Here is a 19,558-nt window from a genome sequence, read left to right on the forward strand (position 1 = left end):
CATCTACTTCACCTGCCGACAATTAACGCCCGGCTCTGCCCGGAACTCAGGCTTTGAGCTTGCCGATGCCCCCGCAGCCTCCCCGTCCTGCCTCTGCGGCGTGGGTTGTGCCGTAGGGGTTGGCGCGGCGGACTCGGATGCCACTGCGGCCGCTGCTGTGGCCGCTGCTGAGGTGGATGCTGCAGACGACTTCGCGGCAGCACTGCGCTCGGTGCTTGCCGTGCCCTCGGTGCTGGCCGCGCCCTCGGTGCTGGCCGCGCCCTCGCGTGAGGTGCGGCACGCCGGAAGCGCCTTATCCGCCAGCCTGCCCAGCTGCCCTTGGACTTCATCGTAGGAACCGGACGGCAGATTAGCCACCACCCCACGTTCAGACTGTGGCAGGTCTTCTACCGACATGGTCTTAAACTCTCCGCTGCACGGGCCGGTGTGCAAGCCCAATTCGCCGTCCGGGTTTAAGCACGCGTGCTGGTAGACGTTGTGCATACTGCGGCCGAAGATCGAAATATCCGCGCCCCTATGGATGCTGAGTTCTTGCGTATTCTCCGCAGCTACCAGGAAGTAGTTGTTATTCATGAAGTGCTTCGCACTGGCACCGCCGGCTAGTACCAGCACCAGCACCGCCAGAATGGCCGCGATTAGTGCCCACGCCTTGGTGGAGGATCCGCGCCGGGCGCTCCCGGTACCCGCGTTCCCAGCACCTGCGCCTGAGCCGCCGGCACCGACGGCCGCAGCCCCACCGGGCCCATCTGCCTCACCCGCGTTCGCACCGGCACCCGCCATCGTCTGTTGCGTGGTGGACGGTACGTTACCGGCTTTTCCCGGGCCTGCCTGACCCGCACCGGCGGGAGCGCCACCCGCCGGGCGGGCACGCAGAGCCGCCGCCCGCGATGCGGAAGAATCTGGATGGGTCGGCTCTGGGACCTCGCCGGCGATGGCACCGACGAGGACCGGGGCGGCATCGGCAAGCTCACGCACTTGCGCGGTGCCGGACTGGGACGCGGGGGACTGGGCGGTATCAACAACCTCTGCCAATACCACCGTGACATTGTCCGGCCCCCCGGAGCGCAGCGCCAGCTCCACCAACGTGGTCGCGGCCTCCTCCAAGGTGCCCTGGCCCAGCGCGGACTCAATGGTCGCGGCGGTAACCGGGTCTGAAAGACCGTCGGAACACAGCAGCACCCTGTCGCCTACCTGGGCGTCCCATAGGAACAAGGTTGGCTCAACATTTTTGCCCGAATAGGCCTTGAGAATCAGCGACTTTTGCGGGTGGGAGGAGACATCCTCCGGGTCCAACTTGCCCTCATCCACCAGGGACTGCACAAAAGTGTCGTCCTTTGTCAGCTGCGTTAGCGTGCCTTCCCGCAGGCGGTATGCGCGGGAGTCACCCACGTGGATCACCCCAAAGCTGCGGCCGTTGAACATCATGGCCGACAACGTGGTGCCCATGCCCTTGGTCTCCGGGAACTGGGCCACGTGGGCGGAAATATCATTATCAGCATCGCGCGCGGCGGCAGCCAGCAGCGCCAACATGTCATTATCCTGCGGGTCGCGATCTGTGGTCTGCAGGCGGGAAATCATCAACTGGGAAGCTACCTCCCCAGCCGCATGTCCACCCATGCCATCCGCCAAGGCCAGCACATAGCGGCCGGCATAAGCAGAGTCCTCATTATTGGCCCGCACCAAACCGCGATCAGATAAGGCCGTCACCCGCAGGGCCCAGGAGTTCTTCGCTGCCATAAGTTATGCCACCAGCCTTAACGTTGTGCGACCCATCTTGATGTCCATGCCTACCTCTACCCGCTCCGGCTGGTCAATGCGCACCCCATTAACAAAGGTGCCATTGCGCGACTCCAAGTCCTCAATAAACCACTGCGAACCGCGGCGGAACAGCCTCGAGTGCTGCGCGGAGGAATAATCATCCCCCGTAACAAAATCGCAGTCATTGGCGCGGCCCAAAATAAACTCCTCAAAAGTCCCCAGCTCCATGTGGGAGCCCTGCAGCGGGCCCTCCACAATGGCAATCTGGCGGGCAGTCTCCCGCCGCCGGGGTGCTTGCTCGCCCGCCTGGGCCAGGACTCCCGATGCCGTCGCTGAGACCGCGGCGGCCGCGTTAGCATCCCGCCGCATGGCGTTTAAGGCAACGAGGATAAACACCCACAGCAATGCCAGGATGCTAATCCTCAAGCCGAGAATAACCACTGAATCCACCGGTGGAGCCGCCTTCCTAAAACGGGGCCCAATGTGGGCCTTTCGGGGTGCGGGCAAAGCCGCGGAAATCTAAACCTAACGCAACATCTACGTATCCAGGCCCGTAATACGGACCTCAATATGGGAGTGGCCCATAGTAATCACATCACCATCCGCCAGCAGCCAATTCTCAATGGGGGTGTCATTGACCGTGGTGCCATTAGTGGACTGCAAATCTACCAGCACTGCGTCATGCCCATTCCAGGTGATCTCCGCGTGCTGGCGGGAGACCCCCGTATCTGGCAAACGCAAGTCCGCCTCATTGGAACGGCCAATGATATTCGAGCCCTCGCGCACCTGGTAAGTGCGCGAGGATCCGTCCTGCAGCAGCAGGTTCACACTCGGGCCATCGCCCGCGCCCTCTGGCACCGTGGGTGCGCGGAAGGCTGTAGTGGCTGCGTCCTCAACTCCGGGATGCACATGGAAATTGTTCATGGTGTCAGAGTCCTCCTGGTCCTGCTGCGCTGCGCCAGCATTCGCGGCCGCTGCGTGTGCCAGCTGGTTATCCGCCGGTTCGTGTGCGGCCTGGTTGCCTGCCGGGTAGTGGCCTGCTTGTTTGTCTGCCGCTTGGTGTGCTGCCTGGTTTTCTTCCGGATACGGGGTGTGGAAAATGGCATCAAAGCCGTTTTCCTCCTCCGGCTCGTGGTCAATGAAGGATGACACGCGCAACTGCCCGGTGCGCAGGCCAGACTCTTCTGCGATCCGCACAATAACCGGCCCAGCCAAATGCCAGCCGTTATTACGCACATAACGTGCTATCTGATCTGCCAAAGAATCCGGCAACTGCGGATCCTGCGAGAGGTTTTCAATGTCCTTCGCGCTCACCGCGACAGTGATGACGTTAGGTGCGTAGAGGTTGTTGTCCTCCCCCCGGGTCAGATTGTCATGAGCTTCCTGTTTAATCAGCTCTTCAATCTCCGCCGGGACCACACGGCCGCCAAAGACGAACGCCATGCCGTTGTCTAGTCCGCGCTGCATGGCGGAATCCAGCTTGGCTAGCCTGGCAAACACTCCCATTGGCGCGGACCTCCTCCGTGTACTAGCTAGTTAAATGACCCGTCCAGTATAGGGGCTACTGCTGAGTCCAACGAAGATCCGCGCAGAAAAGTTCCGAGAATTTTGTGCTTATCCTGCGGATTTGGATACCTGCCAGGCCTCTGTGTTATCTTTATCGAGTCGCGTAAACGACCGACACCCTGCCCGGGTGGCGGAATTGGCAGACGCGCTGGCTTCAGGTGCCAGTGTTCGCAAGGACGTGCGGGTTCAAGTCCCGCCCCGGGCACTCTATAGCCGGGGGCCATCGCTTGAAAAGACGGTGGCCCCCGGTTGCTTTTCGTTTTCTCAGCGCGGACCCGGGCCCGGCACCAAGCATGAGGGCCTAATGGTCAAAATGTGTGGCCTAATGGTCAAAATGTGTTGTTTTTCGGCGTGTCGTCTTAATGGTCAGAATGTGTTGGTGGGGGTTAGTGGATGGTGCCTTTCCTGATTCCCATACTGTGGTTGTAGTCAGCGTCGATGGCGTTGTCGAGGAGTGCGGGCCGCCCGTCGTCGTGACCGTTGGCGGTTTGGCGCTCGTGGTGGGCAAGGATCGTGGCTTTGGCGGTTGCGTCCTTGCCCCAATTTTGTTCTCTGGCGATGTCTACGGGGTCGCGTGGGTGTTGTGTGTGGGTGTAGAGCCACCAGTCGCAGGCGATGCGTTGATGTTCATCTCTGAGGCCTCTGTGGGCGTGCAGGAGGCTTTTTATCGGGGAGTTGATGCCACCTTCTAGGCTGTTGGTGGTGCTTTTATAGGCGATGGTGCCCTGCTTTTCGGTCAGGTAGGTAAACAAGTGACCGGCCTTGGAAAGTCGCACCAGCTGCATGTAGGCGGCTCGGTGGGTGTAGTGGGTGTACCACCATCTTTTGTTGTGTCGCTTCGATTTCGGGATCTGCTCAAGCGGGGTGTCTTTGACGTAGCTTTTCTCATTGAGCTGCGTGTTGAAGGTTTGGCCGAACTTCTGCAGCTTTATCGTCCAGTCGGCGGCCTGGTCGAGATCGTCTATGTGCAGTAGCTCTAGGGATAGTCGGCGTAGTGCCTTGCCCATTGCTGATGTGGGATGAAGACCTGTAGCGGTTTGGATATTTCGTTTGACGTGGACGAGGCAGCGTTGGATTTTGGTCTCAGGCCAGGTGTTTCGGATGGCTTTTGCTGAGCCTTTATGGCCATCTGTCGTTGCAATCAGTGGCGGGGCAATAGTGTCGAGTAATCGGCCGTAGGCCCAGGAATCTTCGGTGTATCCCCAGAACCATGAGATGACATGGTCGCAGTCGGCTAGGACAAGCAGGCATTTTGTGTTGAAGTATGTCCCATCGATAAAGACCTGGTCATAGACCCGGTGGGGGTCTGCTGGCATTGGTGGTTGCACGTACCAGAAGGTGGCGAAGCGGCGTTGGAGTGTCGATACGCTCACGTTGTGTATCTTGGCCAGCGTGTTTAGTGAAATTCCGCTGGTGAGCCAGTCAACGAAGACTCTAAACCACATCGCTTGGCCGGCGTCGTCGTGGCAACGGGTAAAGGTGTGCCCGCACTCCTTGCAGCGCCAACGCTGGCGGCTACTCGTAGTCGTTCCATGCTTGATACTTCGCCCGGCGCACACCGGGCATGGGGGATGTTTAGTACTCATCCCCTCATCGTCTACGCCCCCATATCACACTTGGTCGGTGGCCTGTGGGATTTCAGTGCATTGACCGCTCATTTACCCCAGAACAGTAAATCATTCCTAATACCACCAGCACGGAGCACAGAAACAGACAAATTCACCAACACATTTTGACCATTAGCCCAGCATGAGGGGCTTGTGTACCCTGATGCGGCTGCCTAGTTGTCAAATGGGGCCGGCCTAGTGGTTAAAGTGTGGGGCCTAATGGTCAAAGCCCTCAATGCGTGATGCATTTCCTCCGCAAACACGACATCGTGGTATGGGCGGGGAGGGGCCTGCGCGCAGAAAAAGCACCACGTCGTGCTGCAATTGGGGGCTTATTGGCGTGGAGGTCACGTTAGAGCGCTCTCCGCATGGCGATTGAACCTTGCGCTTATACACTGTCCTGATACACTTGTGGGCAACAGTTTGGTTGCTGGTCGCGGCCAGGCTGGAAAATGAAGGAATCCCCAGCCAGGTGCAAGTGACTGAGGATTCCTCGGACCTATCGGCCCTAGCAGAGTAGCGTTTTAACTAGCTCTACTATCGCGGTCGCGAAACGAGTTAACTCGCTCGCCAGCTCTACCTTTGCCGGGTTGCTGGGGGCGAGTTTCCTTTGCTCGCGACCGGGCATGCGTCCTGGGCGCTTCCGCTTGGAATGCTTACCCATGTTGCACCTCCCTTCGTCGGAGGTTGGTAACGCCTCCGCCTGATTCTCGTGGGAGGCTTGCGCTTCTTCGTGGTCACGTTATACTGGGGTCAACAGTTTGGCTGCTGTTCGCGGCCAGGCTGGAAATGAAAGACTCCCCAGCCAACGGGCATTGACTGAGGAGTCCCGGACCTAACGGCCCTAGAGGAGTTCCTTAACAAACTCCACTATCGCGGTCGCGAACCGCGTCAACTCGCTCACCAGCTTGATCTTTGTGGGATCGCTGGGGGCGAGTTTCTTCTGCTCGCGACCGGGCATGCGCCCTGGGTGCTTCCGCTTGGAATGCTTACCCATGTTGCACCTCCCTTCGTCGGGGGTTGGTTCCCTCGCCAGATATGGCGCGCGGAAACATGGCCCACGAAGACGCGCGGACCTACCGCGCACCGACGAGGAAGTCACTCCCGCAATCGGGAGCTGAAATAACCCCCGAGTAATCTGCGTTTGTGAACCACATCCCAGATTAGCGGCGTTCGCCTCGGTTGTCGAGGGGTGGTAACGCCTTCGGGTGATTCGTGTGGGAGGCTTGCGCTTCTTCGTGGTCACGTTATACTGGGGTCAACAGTTTGGCTGCTGTTCGCGGCCAGGCTGGAAAATGAAGGAATCCCCAGCCAACCGTCATTGACTGAGGATTCCCCGGACCTAACGGCCCGTGTGAAGCATGGCGTTAACCAGCTCCACGATTGCGGTCGCAAGACCAGTTAGCTCGCTCACCAGCTTGATCTTTGCGGGATCGCTGGGGGCGAGTTTCTTTTGCTCGCGACCGGGCATGCGCCCTGGGTGCTTCCGCTTGGAATGCTTACCCATGTTGCACCTCCCTTCGTCGGGGGTTGGTTCCCTCGCCTGAAAGGCGCGCGGAAACATGGCCCACGAAGACGCGCGGACCTACCGCGCACCGACGAGGAAGTCACTCCCGCAATCGGGAGCTGAAATAACCCCCGAGTAATCTGCGTTTGTGAACCACATCCCAGATTAGCGGCGTTCGCCTCGGTTGTCGAGGGGTGGTAACGCCTTCGGGTGATTCGTGTGGGAGGCTTGCGCTTCTTCGTGGTCACGTTATACTGGGGTCAACAGTTTGGCTGCTGTTCGCGGCCAGGCTGGAAAATGAAGGAATCCCCAGCCAACCGTCATTGACTGAGGATTCCCCGGACCTAACGGCCCGTGTGAAGCATGGCGTTAACCAGCTCCACGATTGCGGTCGCAAGACCAGTTAGCTCGCTCACCAGCTTGATCTTTGCGGGATCGCTGGGGGCGAGTTTCTTTTGCTCGCGACCGGGCATGCGCCCTGTGCCAAGTGCGCGTATTTGGTAGGGGTGTTCCGGGAAGTTGGTCGGGGTGGTGTTCCGGGTTGTTGGTAGGGCTGCCAGCCCCGGCGTTGCATGGCCGGGCTGGTGTTTGGGGTTAGGTCTTCGTGTTGTCGCGGATGGTTGCAAGATGCTTACGCATGTCAAAGTCCCCAATTTCTATATGGCGCCCGCTGCTGATCCTGCTTATGAGTGAGTCTGCTCCGACTCGGTTGGGTAGGGCCTTGAGCCAGTAGCCTGCACTCGATTGCGATGAATTGATGGCCGGGAGTCGGCCGTCTCTTTCAATAAAGATTTTGGTTAGGTCGTCTTGACCACGGGAGTCAGTGCGCATATGGTCAGCAATGGAAAACCCGACCTGCGTGAATAGCAGTCGATGACGGTCGCGAGATACAGATTTGTTCCTCCTTGGATAGGCAGGTAAGTGATATCGCCAACGTGCAAATGGTTGGTCTCATCGGCACGGAAACTCCTTTTGACCAGGTCTGGGAATACCCAGCGGGAAGAAGCGGACACCGAGGTTTTCACTGCGCTTCTTGCTGAAGCCGTACAGGCCTCATTTCTTCATCACTCGCGCCACACGCTTGTGGTTGGCTGGGCCGACTGTCGGGCGCGCTCGGAAAGTTCAGCTGGAATTCGTTTGGCTCCGTAGAGGCCTTTGCCAGTGCCGTGGCTGTCGACCCAGCTCGATACGGGATTTCGCGATTGGAGCACCCCAAGGCAGAAGCAATCGCGTCATAACTTTTGCCTTCCAGCCGCATCGCCATGATCTCTTTAAATGAAGCCGTGAACATGGCCTCCTTAGTCATGAAAACGTGTCACGATGGCGCAGACTTGACGACCACACCACCACACAGATCATGACCCGACCACCTAGCCAGAAACACCCCTACCACCTATGCGGACTACCCCGACCAAATACCCGAAATCGGCACCCTGGGTGCTTCCGTTTGGAATGCTTACCCATGTTGCACCTCCCTTCGTCGGGGGTTGGTTCCCTCGCCTGAAAGGCGCGCGGAAACATGGCCCACGAAGACGCGCGGACCTACCGCGCACCGACGAGGAAGTCACTCCCACTTAAGGCGTAAAAGTCGTTGTCACCCCCAAGCGCACCGTGTTTGTGAACCGTCCCCCAGGCTAGCGGCGTTCGCCTCGGTTGTCGAGCACCAATGCGGAGCTTCCACCGCGTACAGACGCTGCGCTCCCACATTGCTCGTGTGTCTCCCCGAATCCATGCTTGAGCATTCCCACCATCACGGAATTTGCGTGTGCAACGCCTCCGAACCGTGCACTCACATACGATACCGCCGGCACTTGGTGGCTGAGCCATCCGGTCGGCATCACACATGTGGGTGCCTAGCTTGCCGATGCCCCCTCGTCCCCACCGTCAGCGCCACTTGGGGCCGAAGGATGCCGCTTTGGCTTGCTCGCTCGCACCACGGCAGCCTTGTGGCCATAGCGAATGAGCAAAATTACCAGGCACGGGGGAAATACATAGAGGAATGTACAAATGAGTGTGTAGATCCCGGCAGCGAACGGTGGCAATAACGCCCCCTGCATGCTGTTGGGGATGACAATCGTATCGCCCACAAACACTCCGGAGGTTAGCCAAATGACGAAGAGTGCGAACTGTGGACTGTCCGCGATGTATCGCCAGATGACCACGGTGCAGAGCATGGTTGTGGTGACGACGAAGGCATAGTATTGCAGCTCAGCGTAGGAGAAGTGCTCTGCGAAGCTATCCGAGCCCCCGGGCGGCCTCCAGGAAAGCCAGCCCAGCATTGGGATAATCCCACAGGCGAAGGCAGTGGCACAAACCATTAAGGCTGACTTAACCACAGGAACGCGGGAAGCGCGTGCCACACTGACCACCACGGCTGCGCTCACAATGAGAATGATGGTCAAAGGCGCGGCGACGAAACTGGCATCGAGAAATAGAATCGTGGAAATCATGGCGCTCAGAGGGCTTTGCAGAGCGTAGTCAAAGCCGCCGCCAACAACTTGCGGCAGTAGAGTCTCATAGCCGGCTCCAAAGGTAGGGAATAAGATGTTCCCCGCACACTACGCCCCTCCAGGATAGTTCGCAAGCGATACCGAATACTACGTTTGTTCTGCTAGTGCCCGCCAGCAGGGGTTGAGGTCTATTGGTTGCTTGAATACCTAGCTTGCCGATGCCCCCTGAACCTCACCGTTCGCACCTCTTCGGCGTCGCTGACGTGCCGCTAAAGCTTGCCTTGGAAGGCGCGGATGTTCAGAGAAAGTACTAAATCATCGGCCAATTGTAGCTGTTGCCTCAGAGCGTTGCTCACCTTGTCTATGCTCCGGACAATTCGCGAAAACTCTTGTTGCTCAGGAAGAACAGCCACGGGGATGGGTGTGGAAGCGAGTTCCTTCGCATTGATGTTGGCCATTCCGACAATGGCCTTAGCCTTGTTTCTCAACAAGGTCTTACCAGCTGGTGAGTTAAGAAAACCCGCAACGTATTCGGGCGTAGCTGTATCGTTCACCCGGCATCGGACTAGGTACCCAGCAAAGGTATATTCACCATCTAGATGAGGAAAAACTGCCGTCTTGCCAACTAGGTCCTTGCTGTTGGTCCGGTTGAAGAGAAGGTCGCCCTCTCTGAGCGAGTACTTCACTCGGTCCTGGGAGCTCATGTCGATGTACTTCAACTGGGCAAGGTCAACATCACCTCCGTAGGTAATGTTTCCCATGCGCAGGATAGGGATGCCCGTGGATTCATTGGCTTTGGCGCTGGTCCCATACTGAGTGGATTCGAGGTACTCCCCAATGGTTGTCGTCACACGAGGCTTCGCTAAGAACATCGAACTAAATACATCGTGCTTTAGCTGGGACAGTGTCGTCAGCCGTTCTGTTATAGACGAGCGTGAAGAGATTGCTGCGTCGAGGATTTCTGCGATGCGGTGTTGTTCCTCCAGCGGTGGGAGGGGAATCTGGAGTGATAGAAAGTCTGGTACTCGCGTTCTCCTTTTGCGTGGCACGGAGCCGAATGCAATTTGGTCGAAACGTGAAATCATTGCTTCGGTCTTGAACAAATGGTTCAGGTAGCCAGCACTAGCGGAGGGAGAAACCCTAAAAGTCGGGTACAGAGGGGAAATAATTCCCTCTTCGAACCTTGTATTAAGCGCTATGGCCCCAGCCCAAAGTAGGTATGGATTCAAGGCAAATTCCCCACGGCGAATCACCTTATATTTGCTCGTGTTCTCGAGTGCCAGACGTTTATTGAAGCGATCCTCCTGACGCATAAAACCATTTTTCTCAGTAAGGGTAAGAATGGTTCCAGCCTGTTGCTCTGGAGTAGGCCGAGCAGTGAACTCCTGGAGTACATCCCCTAGCCGGACCATGGGCCAGTTGTGTTGTGGCGTGGTGGTCATGGTTATTTGCCTTCCGTGAGCATGGCCTTCAACTTAGCCAGGCCAGCCGCGATGTCGTGGTCGAGGGCTTCGATCTCGGCGATGATTTCTAGCGGGTCCCGGGTCTCGGTGGCCTCCAGGATGATTTCTTTGTACCGGTTCATTGACAAGTCATACCCAGCAGCTGCGATCTCTTCCCGGGGCACAGTAAACGAGTACTCCGTGCGCGCCCGGTCACACTCGGTGGTGGTGCGCGCCTGCCAGCGGGCCACCACATCTGGCAGGTTATTGAGTGCTGCTTGTTCCGTAGTCAGGGTCACCGGTTGGGGGTCAGCAGCACAATCTGGGTCATCAAGATCTTGAATATGCGAAACCGGGGCCGGGCCCAACAGGCGCGCCTCTAGCAACGGGGTGCGCTTATCATCCAGCGAGAACCCATCAGCAGTGACATCATAAAACCACACCTGGTCCGTACCACCAGAATCAGTCCGGGTAAAACACACAATCGCTGTCGACACCCCGGAGTACGGCTTGAACACCCCGGAGGGTAGTTTGATGACTGCATCCAGGCGTTGGTCCTCAACTAAGTGTTGGCGCAAGACTTTATGCGCCTTGGTGGAACCAAACAGCACACCCTCAGGCACAATCACCGCAGCCCGCCCACCGGGTTTGAGCAGTTGGAGGAAGCGGTGGAGGAATAACAGTTCCGTCTTCTTCGCCGTGGTGGCAGATTTGAGTGCTGGGTCGATGGCGTCTTTATCCAGGCTTCCGGCAAAGGGAGGATTAGCCAAAATAAGGTCATAGGCCCCAAAATGCTGGGCATCAAGGTGGGTTAAGGAATCTTGGTAGGCGATGGCAGGTTCATCAAAACCATGCATGAACATATTCATTGCTGCGATACGCACCATGGTTTTATCAAAATCAAACCCCGTTAGCCCCTGCTCCAGGAAGGTATCCCGGGTGGGTTTATCAAACAATTGGTCCTGGTGGTGGGTTTTAATCCAGTCATTAGCAGCTACGAGGAACCCTGCGGTGCCACACGCGGGGTCAATAATGCGCAGGGACGGGGTTGGGGCCATCAACGCTACTAGTAGTTCGATGATGTGGCTAGGTGTACGGAACTGACCATTAGTGCCGGAGGTAGACAGTTTGTCCAGCATGTATTCATAGAGATCGCCGGCGATGTCTTTGTTGGCGAACTCTAGGGCGTCGATAAGTTCCATCACCCGGCCTAGGGTGGCTTCTGATTCGATGTCGAAGGAGGCATTGGCCATGTGTTGTTGGAAGCCGTGCCCGCCCATGGTTTTGATAAACGGGAAGACCTCTGCGGTGATGGTGGCTTTACGCCTAGCCAAATCCGCGTCCTCAATCAGGTTGCGCCACCGCAGGTGCTGCTGGGAGGCATCAAAAATGTCTTGGGTGGCGGTGGGATCACCCAGGTTGCGGCGGGTATCAATATAAGCCTGGCGGGTATCTAACTCCCGGATAAACAACAGGTAGGTGAACTGCTCAATCACCGAAATCGGGTTAGAAATACCCCCGGACCAAAAAGTATCCCAGATGCGGTCAACGCTGTTCTTCAATGCACCAGTAATCATGCCTATAACCATAAACGCAAGGGTGGACATGAAGCGGATAGACGCCGCCCAGGGTTTGTAGGCGATCGGGCTAGGCTCCCGACTCGGAGCCTGTGCCGAATTGGGCGTTGGAGGGGCGTGATGGGTACAAGACAAACTGTAGGATGAAACGGGCTCAAACTGTAGGCTGAAGACGACTCAAACTGTAGGATGAAATGGGCTCAAACTGTAGGATCAAACGGGCTCAAAGTGTAGGATAACCCCTATGAGGTGGTCTTTTGTCTGATAAGAATTCGCCGCGGCGTCATGAAGAACACGGGCATGTAGGGCAGGGGCACGCGGAGCGGCAGCACGCAGTGGCTTACCGCCCCAGGGTGGCAGATGGTGCCCTTCGCTCTGCTTTGCAGCGTGCTGGTGCGACTCTGATTGAAGGGCCAAAGGGCTCAGGAAAAACGGAAATGGCTCGCCAGCACGGTAGTAGCTTTATTCACGTTGATACGGACCCACAGGCTGGGAATTTGATGGCTATCGATCCTGCTCTTCTCCTTGCGGGAGACACGCCGCGCGTGCTCGATGAGTGGCAGGTGTTCCCTGAACTGTGGAACCACGTTCGCCATGAGGTCGACTCCCGGCAAGCCAAGGGCCAGTTCATTTTGACGGGTTCGACGGCTCCGGGGGAGAAGGCCGCAAGGCATTCAGGTGCTGGGCGTTTCTCACGGCTAACGTTGTCGACGATGACGTTTAGCGAAACTGGCCATTCCACAGGCGCCGTGAGTCTGCGCGCGCTGGCCCACGGCGCTGACCTTCAACCAATGAAGTCTGATCTAAAAATTGCGGATGTGGTGGAACGCATGTGCCGTGGTGGTTGGCCGGGCTGGCTGGATGTCAGCACCTCGGACGCGATGGCGAATGCTCGTGATTACCTCCGCACGGTCGCAGAGGTTGATGTGGCCACCCCTGACGGCGTCCAGCGTGATCCCGCCAAGGTTATCCGTCTACTAAAATCCTTGGCCCGGGCGGTTGGCACCGAGCAATCTGTTAGCACGCTGGCGGCGGATACGGGTCTTGGTCGCGATACTGTCGGCGACTATTTGGATGCGTTATTGCGAATCTTTATCTCAGTGGATCAGCCTGTCTGGTCCACTCATCCGCGTTCGAAAGCTACCTTGCGTAAGGCCCCGAAACGTCACCTGGTGGACCCGGCTTTGGCTGTCGCTGCCCTCGAACTCAATCCGTCTGGATTGATGAACAACCTCGAATACACTGGGCAGCTCTTCGAGTCCCAAATCATCCACGAGCTGCGGGCCTTATCCTTGGATTCTGTATTCCACGCGCGTGATTCGAAAGGTCGCGAGGTTGATGCGGTCCTCAGCATCGATGGCCAGCTTCTATTCGTTGAGGTCAAGTTGGGTTCCTCGCCGGCTACCTTGGATCAGGCAGCCCAGAGCCTGCATGCCTTTGCGGCTGTGCATGCGCCGGACCTGCACCCGGTACTCGTGGTGGTCACGGCTGGCCCGCTTAGCTTTACTCGCCCCGATGGGGTCCATGTGCTCAGCATTGGCCATTTGGGTGCCTAGCTTGCCGATGCCCCTTTAAACTCACCCTACCCGTGCCCACCCTGTAAGCGCAGCTCATTGCTGATGTGAAGGGGAGGAGTTTCAAACATTTAGGCTAATTTTGGGGCTATGGCCAGGGGCCGTGTCCTAGGGGTGGTGCTACTCTACGCGGGCTGCACAAGCAGCGTCTCTGATCTCTTTCGAAGGAGGACACATGTCTAATTCTTTCCCGCCTGGCTCTCAGGGTCCTGCGGACCACGTCTCGGCTACTTCGGGCGCATCCAGTACGCCAGGGGTACCGGCTGCACCTGTTGTGGTCGCCGATGCTAAAAAGCCCAAGAACACCATCGGCACCATTGCTTTGGTGTCCGCAATTCTGGGATTGATCCTGTCCTGCGTCAAGGGTGCTCTACTCTTGGGCTGGTTGTTGCTGCCTATCGGCTTCATTCTGGGAATCGTGGGTGCCTGCCTCAAAGGTAAGCCAAAAGGCCGTGCCATCACCGCAATCATTGTCTCTATTGTGGGCACCATCATCGCCGCATGCGTCTTTGTTTTCGTCATTGGCAGTGCTATTGATGAGGCCTTTAATGAGGAAACCAGTGCTTCCGCGCCAGGTGCGGCAAAGAATGCTGAGAGCACGTCCGGCGGGCAGGACTCGGCTAAGGGTACCGGGGATGGCTCGGCGGAATTCGGGACAACGCGCGAGAATCCATTGCCGGTCGGCTCAACTGTAGAGACTGCGGACTGGGCGGTCACCATCAACAGCGTGGACCTGGATGCCGCTGAGGCCATCTTGGCGCACAACGAATTCAATGATGCCCCCGCAGAAGGTGAAGCATACGTCATGGTTAATGCAACCATTACGTATAAGGGTGATAACCCTGATGGAGAGGTTCCGTCCGGGACTATCCAATTTGTCACTGCAGAAGGCGTGACGGTCAGTTCTTCTGACCGTCCACTGGTTGAACCGGAGCAGCTGGACTCACTTGTTGAGCTCTACAATGGCGGATCCATTACTGGCAATATCGCCTTTGCGGTTCCTGCTGCTTCTGCTGGTGAAGGTACCTTGGTGGTGCGCCCGAGTCTGTTTGCAACCAAGCGCTTTGTCGCCGTGCAGCCATCTTAAACCGCATGAAGATGGGCAGGGCCACCTTATATTTCGCCAAGGAGATGAACTCGTAATCCGCTTCAAGTTCATCGATGACCATACCTGCCCACCGGTATTCGGTACAGCGGATGTCTTGGTTGGTCTACTGGTATTCGCAGCCCTTGATTTCATGCCCTCCCGGACTGACTATTATCCCGCGTGCTCGACTGGGGAACTTGGCAGGAAATCCAGGTTCAAAATCTATTTCCAGCAGGTCGGCAACTATCCTGAACTCATCTTCCTCGGCTTCAGGATCGTGCGGGACATCAACGACAGTAACAAAGCAGAAAGTAGAATATTCCTCTCTGACCTGCGGGGAAATATCCACATTATTCCCGAAAATTTCAGCAAGGAGGAGACTGAAAAGTGGCTCCTTTGCGCCTTGCTGGCGGGCCTGTTCGGAAGCGAAATGGACGTGGTATTTCTCCCGCAAGCCATCCACACATTTTTGGTGTCGTTGTTTGGCTTCGTGCAGCTGGTCGTATCGGCACACAAATTCTGTGAAGAAGCACCAGGTGTATTGCATTTTCCTACCCAATCCTCTAAAGTCCTTGCATTGATTCGTTGTATGCACCCCGGTTTATGTACTGCTTTTGTGTTTTGCAGTGGCGCTTTGCATGCCCTGGGCCGAACCGCGACACGAAAAGGTTGGCATCAGATTCAGCCAAATGAATTTGGTGAAAGTAAGGTCCACCTCCCCTTAATGGGTACTTGGTTTCCGGTGCTGCTGTCACAAGTTGTGACGTGTGCCCCACGGTATATGGCCTTGTTAGTGCTGTCAAGGTTGTGGTGAACGGCGCGCGCTGCGGTCCCGGCCCAGCGGTACTACCTGCGGGGTTCCGGCCACGGGGTCGGGTACCACGCGGCAGGGCAGGTGGAAGACGGACTCGACGAGTTCGGCGGAGATAATGCTGGCAGGCGCGCCTTCGGCAACGATGGCACCGTCGCGCATAACAATAAGGTGCGTGGCGTAGCGGGCGGCCTGGTTGAGGTCGTGCAGCACGGCCACCAACGTGCGCCCGGTGAGGTGGAGGTCCGTGAATAGCTCCAGTAGCTCGATCTGGTGGGTAAGGTCCAGGTAGGTGGTGGGCTCATCAAGCAACAGGATGTCCGTGTCTTGGGCCAGGGCCATGGCTATCCAGGCGCGCTGGCGCTGCCCACCCGAAAGCTCGTCCAACAGTCTGCCGGAGAGCTTGCCGATGCCCGTGGCGTCCAGCGCCGCCGCCACTGCGGCTTGGTCCGCGTCCGTCCACTGCTGGAAGAGGTTCTGATAAGGGTAGCGGCCGCGCGCAACCAGGTCCGCTACCCGAATGCCATCGGGGGCAAGCGAGGACTGCGGCAGCAGGCCGAGGCGGCGCGCGACCTCCTTAGCGGGGTAGTCCTGAATATCGCGTCCGTCTAGGACCACCTGGCCGCCCTGTGGCTTGAGCAAACGGGAAAGCCCGTGCAGCAAGGTGGACTTGCCGCAGGCGTTCGGGCCAATGATGACCGTGAAGGAACCGTCGGGAATGGCTACGTTAAGGCCCTGGCAGATGCTTCGCTTCTCATAGGCCAGGTCCAGGTTTCTGGCGTGCAAGCGCGGGCTACTCACGTCTGGGTCCAGGCGCGGCTTGCTTGCGCGCGGGCGCGAGTGCGCGGGTTGGGGTGGGTGCGCGGGTTGGGATGGGGGAGTGTGCATTAGAGGGACTTTCTGGATTCGCGGATAAGGAGCCAGATTAGGTACAGCCCGCCCAGGCTGACCGTGATGAGGCCCTCCGGGATGGGGCGGTAGATCTGGGCAAAGAGCAGTGCGAGCAGGTGCGCACCGGCCAGCAGGGCTGCGCCCATGCAGGCGGCAGCGGTTACCGTGACCCCCGGGCTGTGCGTGAGTCGGCGTGCCAACTGCGGGGCGGCCAGAGCCACAAAGCCGATGGGGCCGGCAGCAGCTGTGACCAGGGCCGTAGTGGCTACGCCGAGGATGAGCAGTGCGGGCCTGCAACGGTGGGCGGGGGTGCCTTGGGTGACGGCGGTGGCATCGCCAAGCTCAAGCTGTCTCAGCGCCCGGGAGAGTGCCAACACCCCAACCATGACAGCCAGGGAACACAGCGCGGCGGGCACCAGGGCCTGCCATGTCACGCGGCCCAGGGAACCGGCGGCCCAAAAGCCCACGCTCATGGCGTCGTTAATATCCGCCCGGGTAACTAAGTAGACATTGATAGAGCCCAGCATGGCGGAGACCGCAATGCCCACGATGATGAGCCGGAAGCCCTGCACTCCGCCGCGATAGGCCAGGAAATACACGATGGCAGCCGTGGCCAACCCGCCCACTAGCGCCGCCGCGGCGATGGTCCAGTAGTCCTTGGTGCCAAAGACCAGCACGGTGATGACCACGGCGGTATAGGAGCCAGCGTCGAATCCAATCACATCCGGGGAGCCCAGGGGATTGTGGGTCAGCGACTGGAAAATAGCCCCGCCGATTCCCAGCAGCGCACCGAAGAGGACCGCGGCCAAGGCCACCGGTAGGCGCCACTGGGTGACGATGGTGCGGTGGAACTCATCCGCACTGGGGTTAGCCAGGGCGGCCAGGACTTGCGCGGGCTCAAGCGGATAATCGCCAAAGCCCAACGCAAACACAGCCCCGGCTAGGGCTATCAGCAGTAGGGCGGCGTTGACGGCGGCGCCACGGGTGCTCCAGCGCAGTGCCACAGGACCGACGCGAAGCATGTGGGTGCGGTAGCCGAAGTCGATGGTGGGGCTTGGGGTGGGACGTGGGGGATTACTATGCGTGCTCACAGTCCGGAGGCCTTCCTGCGCCGCACCAGAACAATGAGCACCGGGGCACCAATGATGGCGGTGAGCACGCCAGCCTCAATTTCACTGGGGCGGGCAATCACGCGGCCCAGCACATCCGCGCCGAGCACCAGCGCCGGGGCAGCCAGGGCAGTGTAAGCAATGATCCAGCGTTGATCCGGGCCGGTAAACCAACGCACCAGGTGCGGAACTGCCAGGCCAACGAAGCCGATGCCCCCGCTAAGCCCCGTGGCACCACCAGCCAGCAGGGTTACCGCGACCAGCCCCAGGGTGCGAGTCCGGTTAAGGTTCGTGCCTAACGCGGTGGCGTGGGCAGTACCCAGCGCCACGGCATTTAGCGATGCCGCGATAGCACCAGCCAGCAACAGGCCGACGGCAATGAAGGGCAAGACGGTTAAGGTATCGGCAACGCTCACACGCGCCAAGGAGCCCAACGCCCAATTGCGGAAAGAACGGAAGGTTTCTTGGTCCATTAATTGTAAAAAGGTGGAAAACGCAGTGAGGACTGCGCCGAGTGCAACGCCGGCCAGCACCAGAGTGACTGGGGAGGCCGGGCCGCGCCCGGCAGAGCCGATGAGGTACACCAGGACGGTGGCAGCAATGGCCCCCAGGAAAGAAAACCAGATGTATCCCGCAATGCCGGTGACTCCAAAGAGCCCCACGCCTAGCGTGATGGCAAAACCAGCGCCGGCGTTGACACCCAAGATGCCCGGGTCCGCCAGCGGGTTGCGCGTAATGGCCTGGATGAGTGCCCCGGCAACCCCAAAGGCCGCGCCGGAGACAATTCCCACCAGGGTGCGCGGCACACGCAGCGTCCACACAATAGAAGAGGCGTCGCTGCCGTCCGGGTGGAACACGACGTTCCACACGTGCGATGGTGGGAGGGTATTAGCCCCGACGCTAATACTTAAAACCACCACCGCCGTCAAGGTGCTAGTGAGCAGCACCAGTCCCAACAACCGGCGCTGGCCCATTAGAACTTCTCAGCAATCATGGGCACCACCTGCTGTGCCGCCCACGCATTGCCAATGGGTCCACCGCTGGTAATGGCCCACAGCAGATCGCCGCCATCGGCAGTCTTGGGCGGCAGCAGCACAAACTTGCCAGATTTGACGGCGTTCAAGTTCTTAAACAGATCCGTCCCGGTCACGTGCTCTTCGAGCTCTTCATTAGAGGCCCGCTGACTTTGGCCCAGCAGCAGGACATCGGCGTCGATCTTAGACAGCAGCTCGTCACTGACATTGGTGTCCTTCGCAAATTCAGCGGCATTTGGGTTGGGGGCAAAGCCCATGTCAGTAAGGAATTGTTCCGGCGCGGAACCGTTTTGGGAGAAGTACTGCAGGCCGCTGGCCGGGCCATAATAAATAGCCCACGTTGCCGTCTTGCCACCGAACTCCGGGTGTTCCTTGCGAATCTGGGCAAACAACTGATCATGTTCAGAAATCACAGCTTCTGCTGCGTTTTCCAAATCCAGGGTCTTGCCCAGGATGCGCAACGAGTCTTTCCAGGAGGTAATTCGCTGGGTAGACGGCGGACTGGTGACTACCGGGGCGATGGTGGCCAGACGGTCATAGATGTCCTTGACCTCGCCAAAGCCCGGTACCCAACCCACGGTCACAATCAAGTCCGGCTTGGAGGCGGCAATGGCTTCAAAGGGTACGTCCGCACCGCGAACGAACTCATACGTCTCCAAGTCTGCGGCGCCGTGGTCTTCCAAGTAACCGCCTTCCCGGATCATGGAAGAACTCAACACCGGGGTAACCCCTAGAGACAGCAGCAGCTCCGCATCAATGCCGTTAGGCACAATGGCCGCGATGCGCTCCGGGCGCTTCTCCAGCACCGTCGTGCCATAGGGCGAGTCCAACGTGAGCGGGTACTGCGTCTTGCCCTCGGCTGCTGGGATGAGCTCGGAGGCTGCGGCGTTGCTGGCGTTGGCGTTGGCAGCTTTGCTGGCCGAGCTGGAGGCTGCATCGCTGGCAGCACCGCTGGCAACCGCAGAGTTGGAGGTGCTGGAGGTGTTGGTGCTGTTGGCATCGGGGGCATCGGCAGAGCATGCCGAAAGCACCAGGGCAGCAGACAGTACCGTGGCCGCCGTGGCAGAAATGGCCACAGCTGGGCGGGAGCGATGGATTATAGACATGACGAACCTTTCATGATTGAAATAGAGGTTGATAGAAAG

Annotated in this window: 16 protein-coding genes, 1 tRNA gene and 2 pseudogenes; 3 read left to right on the forward strand and 16 right to left on the reverse strand. The window is 58.5% G+C overall.

Annotated features, from left to right (window positions below):
• Window positions 1–3: 3 nt before the first annotated feature.
• The 3 genes from G7Y31_RS00225 to G7Y31_RS00235 form a co-directional block, all read right to left on the reverse strand.
• Window positions 4–1,737 carry a PP2C family protein-serine/threonine phosphatase gene (locus tag G7Y31_RS00225; protein ID WP_165009231.1) on the reverse strand — a complete coding sequence of 578 codons (1,734 nt, stop codon included), beginning with the start codon at window positions 1,735–1,737 and terminating at the stop codon, window positions 4–6.
• A 3-nt stretch (window positions 1,738–1,740) separates the two neighbouring features.
• Window positions 1,741–2,208 carry an FHA domain-containing protein FhaB/FipA gene (locus tag G7Y31_RS00230; protein ID WP_165009229.1) on the reverse strand — a complete coding sequence of 156 codons (468 nt, stop codon included), beginning with the start codon at window positions 2,206–2,208 and terminating at the stop codon, window positions 1,741–1,743.
• A gap of 87 nt (window positions 2,209–2,295) precedes the next feature.
• Entirely contained in the window at window positions 2,296–3,264 is a 969-nt protein-coding gene (locus G7Y31_RS00235; protein WP_165009227.1) for an FHA domain-containing protein, read from the reverse strand.
• Window positions 3,265–3,445: 181 nt separating this feature from the next.
• On the opposite strand from G7Y31_RS00235, the gene G7Y31_RS00240 reads away from it, so the two are divergent.
• A tRNA-Leu gene (locus G7Y31_RS00240) sits at window positions 3,446–3,529 on the forward strand.
• 181 nt (window positions 3,530–3,710) lie between these two features.
• On the opposite strand, the gene G7Y31_RS00245 is transcribed toward G7Y31_RS00240, so the two are convergent.
• The 8 genes and pseudogenes from G7Y31_RS00245 to G7Y31_RS00280 form a co-directional block, all read right to left on the reverse strand.
• Window positions 3,711–4,910, reverse strand: a complete 1,200-nt coding sequence (locus G7Y31_RS00245; RefSeq protein WP_196823578.1) for an IS1249 family transposase — start codon at window positions 4,908–4,910, stop codon at window positions 3,711–3,713.
• A gap of 865 nt (window positions 4,911–5,775) precedes the next feature.
• Complete coding sequence (locus G7Y31_RS00250) at window positions 5,776–5,928, reverse strand: hypothetical protein (RefSeq protein ID WP_165010368.1); 153 nt, start codon at window positions 5,926–5,928, stop codon at window positions 5,776–5,778.
• 345 nt (window positions 5,929–6,273) lie between these two features.
• Window positions 6,274–6,438, reverse strand: coding sequence for a hypothetical protein (locus G7Y31_RS00255; protein ID WP_165010370.1), 165 nt, complete (start codon window positions 6,436–6,438; stop codon window positions 6,274–6,276).
• 594 nt (window positions 6,439–7,032) lie between these two features.
• A pseudogene (locus G7Y31_RS12115) lies at window positions 7,033–7,260 on the reverse strand (ATP-binding protein); the annotation flags it as partial.
• Window positions 7,258–7,595 (reverse strand): annotated as a pseudogene (locus tag G7Y31_RS00260) (IS3 family transposase); the annotation flags it as partial. The pseudogenes G7Y31_RS12115 and G7Y31_RS00260, both read right to left, overlap by 3 nt.
• 696 nt (window positions 7,596–8,291) lie before the next feature.
• On the reverse strand, window positions 8,292–8,888 hold the full coding sequence (locus G7Y31_RS00270) for a hypothetical protein (RefSeq protein ID WP_165010374.1): 597 nt from the start codon (window positions 8,886–8,888) through the stop codon (window positions 8,292–8,294).
• A gap of 269 nt (window positions 8,889–9,157) precedes the next feature.
• Entirely contained in the window at window positions 9,158–10,330 is a 1,173-nt protein-coding gene (locus G7Y31_RS00275; protein ID WP_165010376.1) for a restriction endonuclease subunit S, read from the reverse strand.
• Between the two features lie 2 nt (window positions 10,331–10,332).
• Window positions 10,333–11,907, reverse strand: coding sequence for a class I SAM-dependent DNA methyltransferase (locus G7Y31_RS00280; RefSeq protein ID WP_165010377.1), 1,575 nt, complete (start codon window positions 11,905–11,907; stop codon window positions 10,333–10,335).
• A gap of 353 nt (window positions 11,908–12,260) precedes the next feature.
• On the opposite strand from G7Y31_RS00280, the gene G7Y31_RS00285 reads away from it, so the two are divergent.
• Both G7Y31_RS00285 and G7Y31_RS00290 read left to right on the forward strand, forming a co-directional pair.
• Window positions 12,261–13,463 (forward strand): ATP-binding protein, encoded by a 1,203-nt coding sequence (locus G7Y31_RS00285; protein ID WP_165010472.1) that lies wholly within the window; start codon window positions 12,261–12,263, stop codon window positions 13,461–13,463.
• 193 nt (window positions 13,464–13,656) lie between these two features.
• A complete protein-coding gene (locus tag G7Y31_RS00290; RefSeq protein ID WP_165010379.1) occupies window positions 13,657–14,568 on the forward strand; it encodes a DUF4352 domain-containing protein in 912 nt (303 codons plus the stop codon).
• A 124-nt stretch (window positions 14,569–14,692) separates the two neighbouring features.
• Here G7Y31_RS00290 and G7Y31_RS00295 read toward each other — a convergent pair whose 3' ends face one another.
• The 5 genes from G7Y31_RS00295 to G7Y31_RS00315 form a co-directional block, all read right to left on the reverse strand.
• Entirely contained in the window at window positions 14,693–15,115 is a 423-nt protein-coding gene (locus tag G7Y31_RS00295; protein WP_165010381.1) for a hypothetical protein, read from the reverse strand.
• A gap of 252 nt (window positions 15,116–15,367) precedes the next feature.
• Complete coding sequence (locus G7Y31_RS00300; protein ID WP_165010383.1) at window positions 15,368–16,267, reverse strand: ABC transporter ATP-binding protein; 900 nt, start codon at window positions 16,265–16,267, stop codon at window positions 15,368–15,370.
• Complete coding sequence (locus G7Y31_RS00305; protein WP_235923134.1) at window positions 16,267–17,361, reverse strand: FecCD family ABC transporter permease; 1,095 nt, start codon at window positions 17,359–17,361, stop codon at window positions 16,267–16,269. The genes G7Y31_RS00300 and G7Y31_RS00305 overlap by 1 nt, the downstream gene beginning before the upstream one ends.
• Window positions 17,358–18,353, reverse strand: a complete 996-nt coding sequence (locus tag G7Y31_RS00310; protein ID WP_165010385.1) for a FecCD family ABC transporter permease — start codon at window positions 18,351–18,353, stop codon at window positions 17,358–17,360. The genes G7Y31_RS00305 and G7Y31_RS00310 overlap by 4 nt, the downstream gene beginning before the upstream one ends.
• Entirely contained in the window at window positions 18,353–19,519 is a 1,167-nt protein-coding gene (locus tag G7Y31_RS00315) for an ABC transporter substrate-binding protein (protein ID WP_165010387.1), read from the reverse strand. The genes G7Y31_RS00310 and G7Y31_RS00315 overlap by 1 nt, the downstream gene beginning before the upstream one ends.
• Window positions 19,520–19,558: the final 39 nt, after the last annotated feature.

Source organism: Corynebacterium lizhenjunii, from assembly GCF_011038655.2.
GTDB lineage: Bacteria > Actinomycetota > Actinomycetes > Mycobacteriales > Mycobacteriaceae > Corynebacterium > Corynebacterium lizhenjunii.

Coding starts and splice junctions, on each gene's coding strand:
- G7Y31_RS00300 (WP_165010383.1), bottom strand. CDS start 16,267: ATGCACACTCCCCCATCCCAACCCGCGCACCCACCCCAACCCGCGCAC.
- G7Y31_RS00255 (WP_165010370.1), bottom strand. CDS start 6,438: ATGGGTAAGCATTCCAAGCGGAAGCACCCAGGGCGCATGCCCGGTCGC.
- G7Y31_RS00235 (WP_165009227.1), bottom strand. CDS start 3,264: ATGGGAGTGTTTGCCAGGCTAGCCAAGCTGGATTCCGCCATGCAGCGC.
- G7Y31_RS00280 (WP_165010377.1), bottom strand. CDS start 11,907: ATGATTACTGGTGCATTGAAGAACAGCGTTGACCGCATCTGGGATACT.
- G7Y31_RS00295 (WP_165010381.1), bottom strand. CDS start 15,115: ATGCAATACACCTGGTGCTTCTTCACAGAATTTGTGTGCCGATACGAC.
- G7Y31_RS00225 (WP_165009231.1), bottom strand. CDS start 1,737: ATGGCAGCGAAGAACTCCTGGGCCCTGCGGGTGACGGCCTTATCTGAT.
- G7Y31_RS00250 (WP_165010368.1), bottom strand. CDS start 5,928: ATGGGTAAGCATTCCAAGCGGAAGCACCCAGGGCGCATGCCCGGTCGC.
- G7Y31_RS00275 (WP_165010376.1), bottom strand. CDS start 10,330: ATGACCACCACGCCACAACACAACTGGCCCATGGTCCGGCTAGGGGAT.
- G7Y31_RS00290 (WP_165010379.1), top strand. CDS start 13,657: ATGTCTAATTCTTTCCCGCCTGGCTCTCAGGGTCCTGCGGACCACGTC.
- G7Y31_RS00315 (WP_165010387.1), bottom strand. CDS start 19,519: ATGTCTATAATCCATCGCTCCCGCCCAGCTGTGGCCATTTCTGCCACG.
- G7Y31_RS00310 (WP_165010385.1), bottom strand. CDS start 18,353: ATGGGCCAGCGCCGGTTGTTGGGACTGGTGCTGCTCACTAGCACCTTG.
- G7Y31_RS00245 (WP_196823578.1), bottom strand. CDS start 4,910: ATGAGTACTAAACATCCCCCATGCCCGGTGTGCGCCGGGCGAAGTATC.
- G7Y31_RS00270 (WP_165010374.1), bottom strand. CDS start 8,888: ATGATTTCCACGATTCTATTTCTCGATGCCAGTTTCGTCGCCGCGCCT.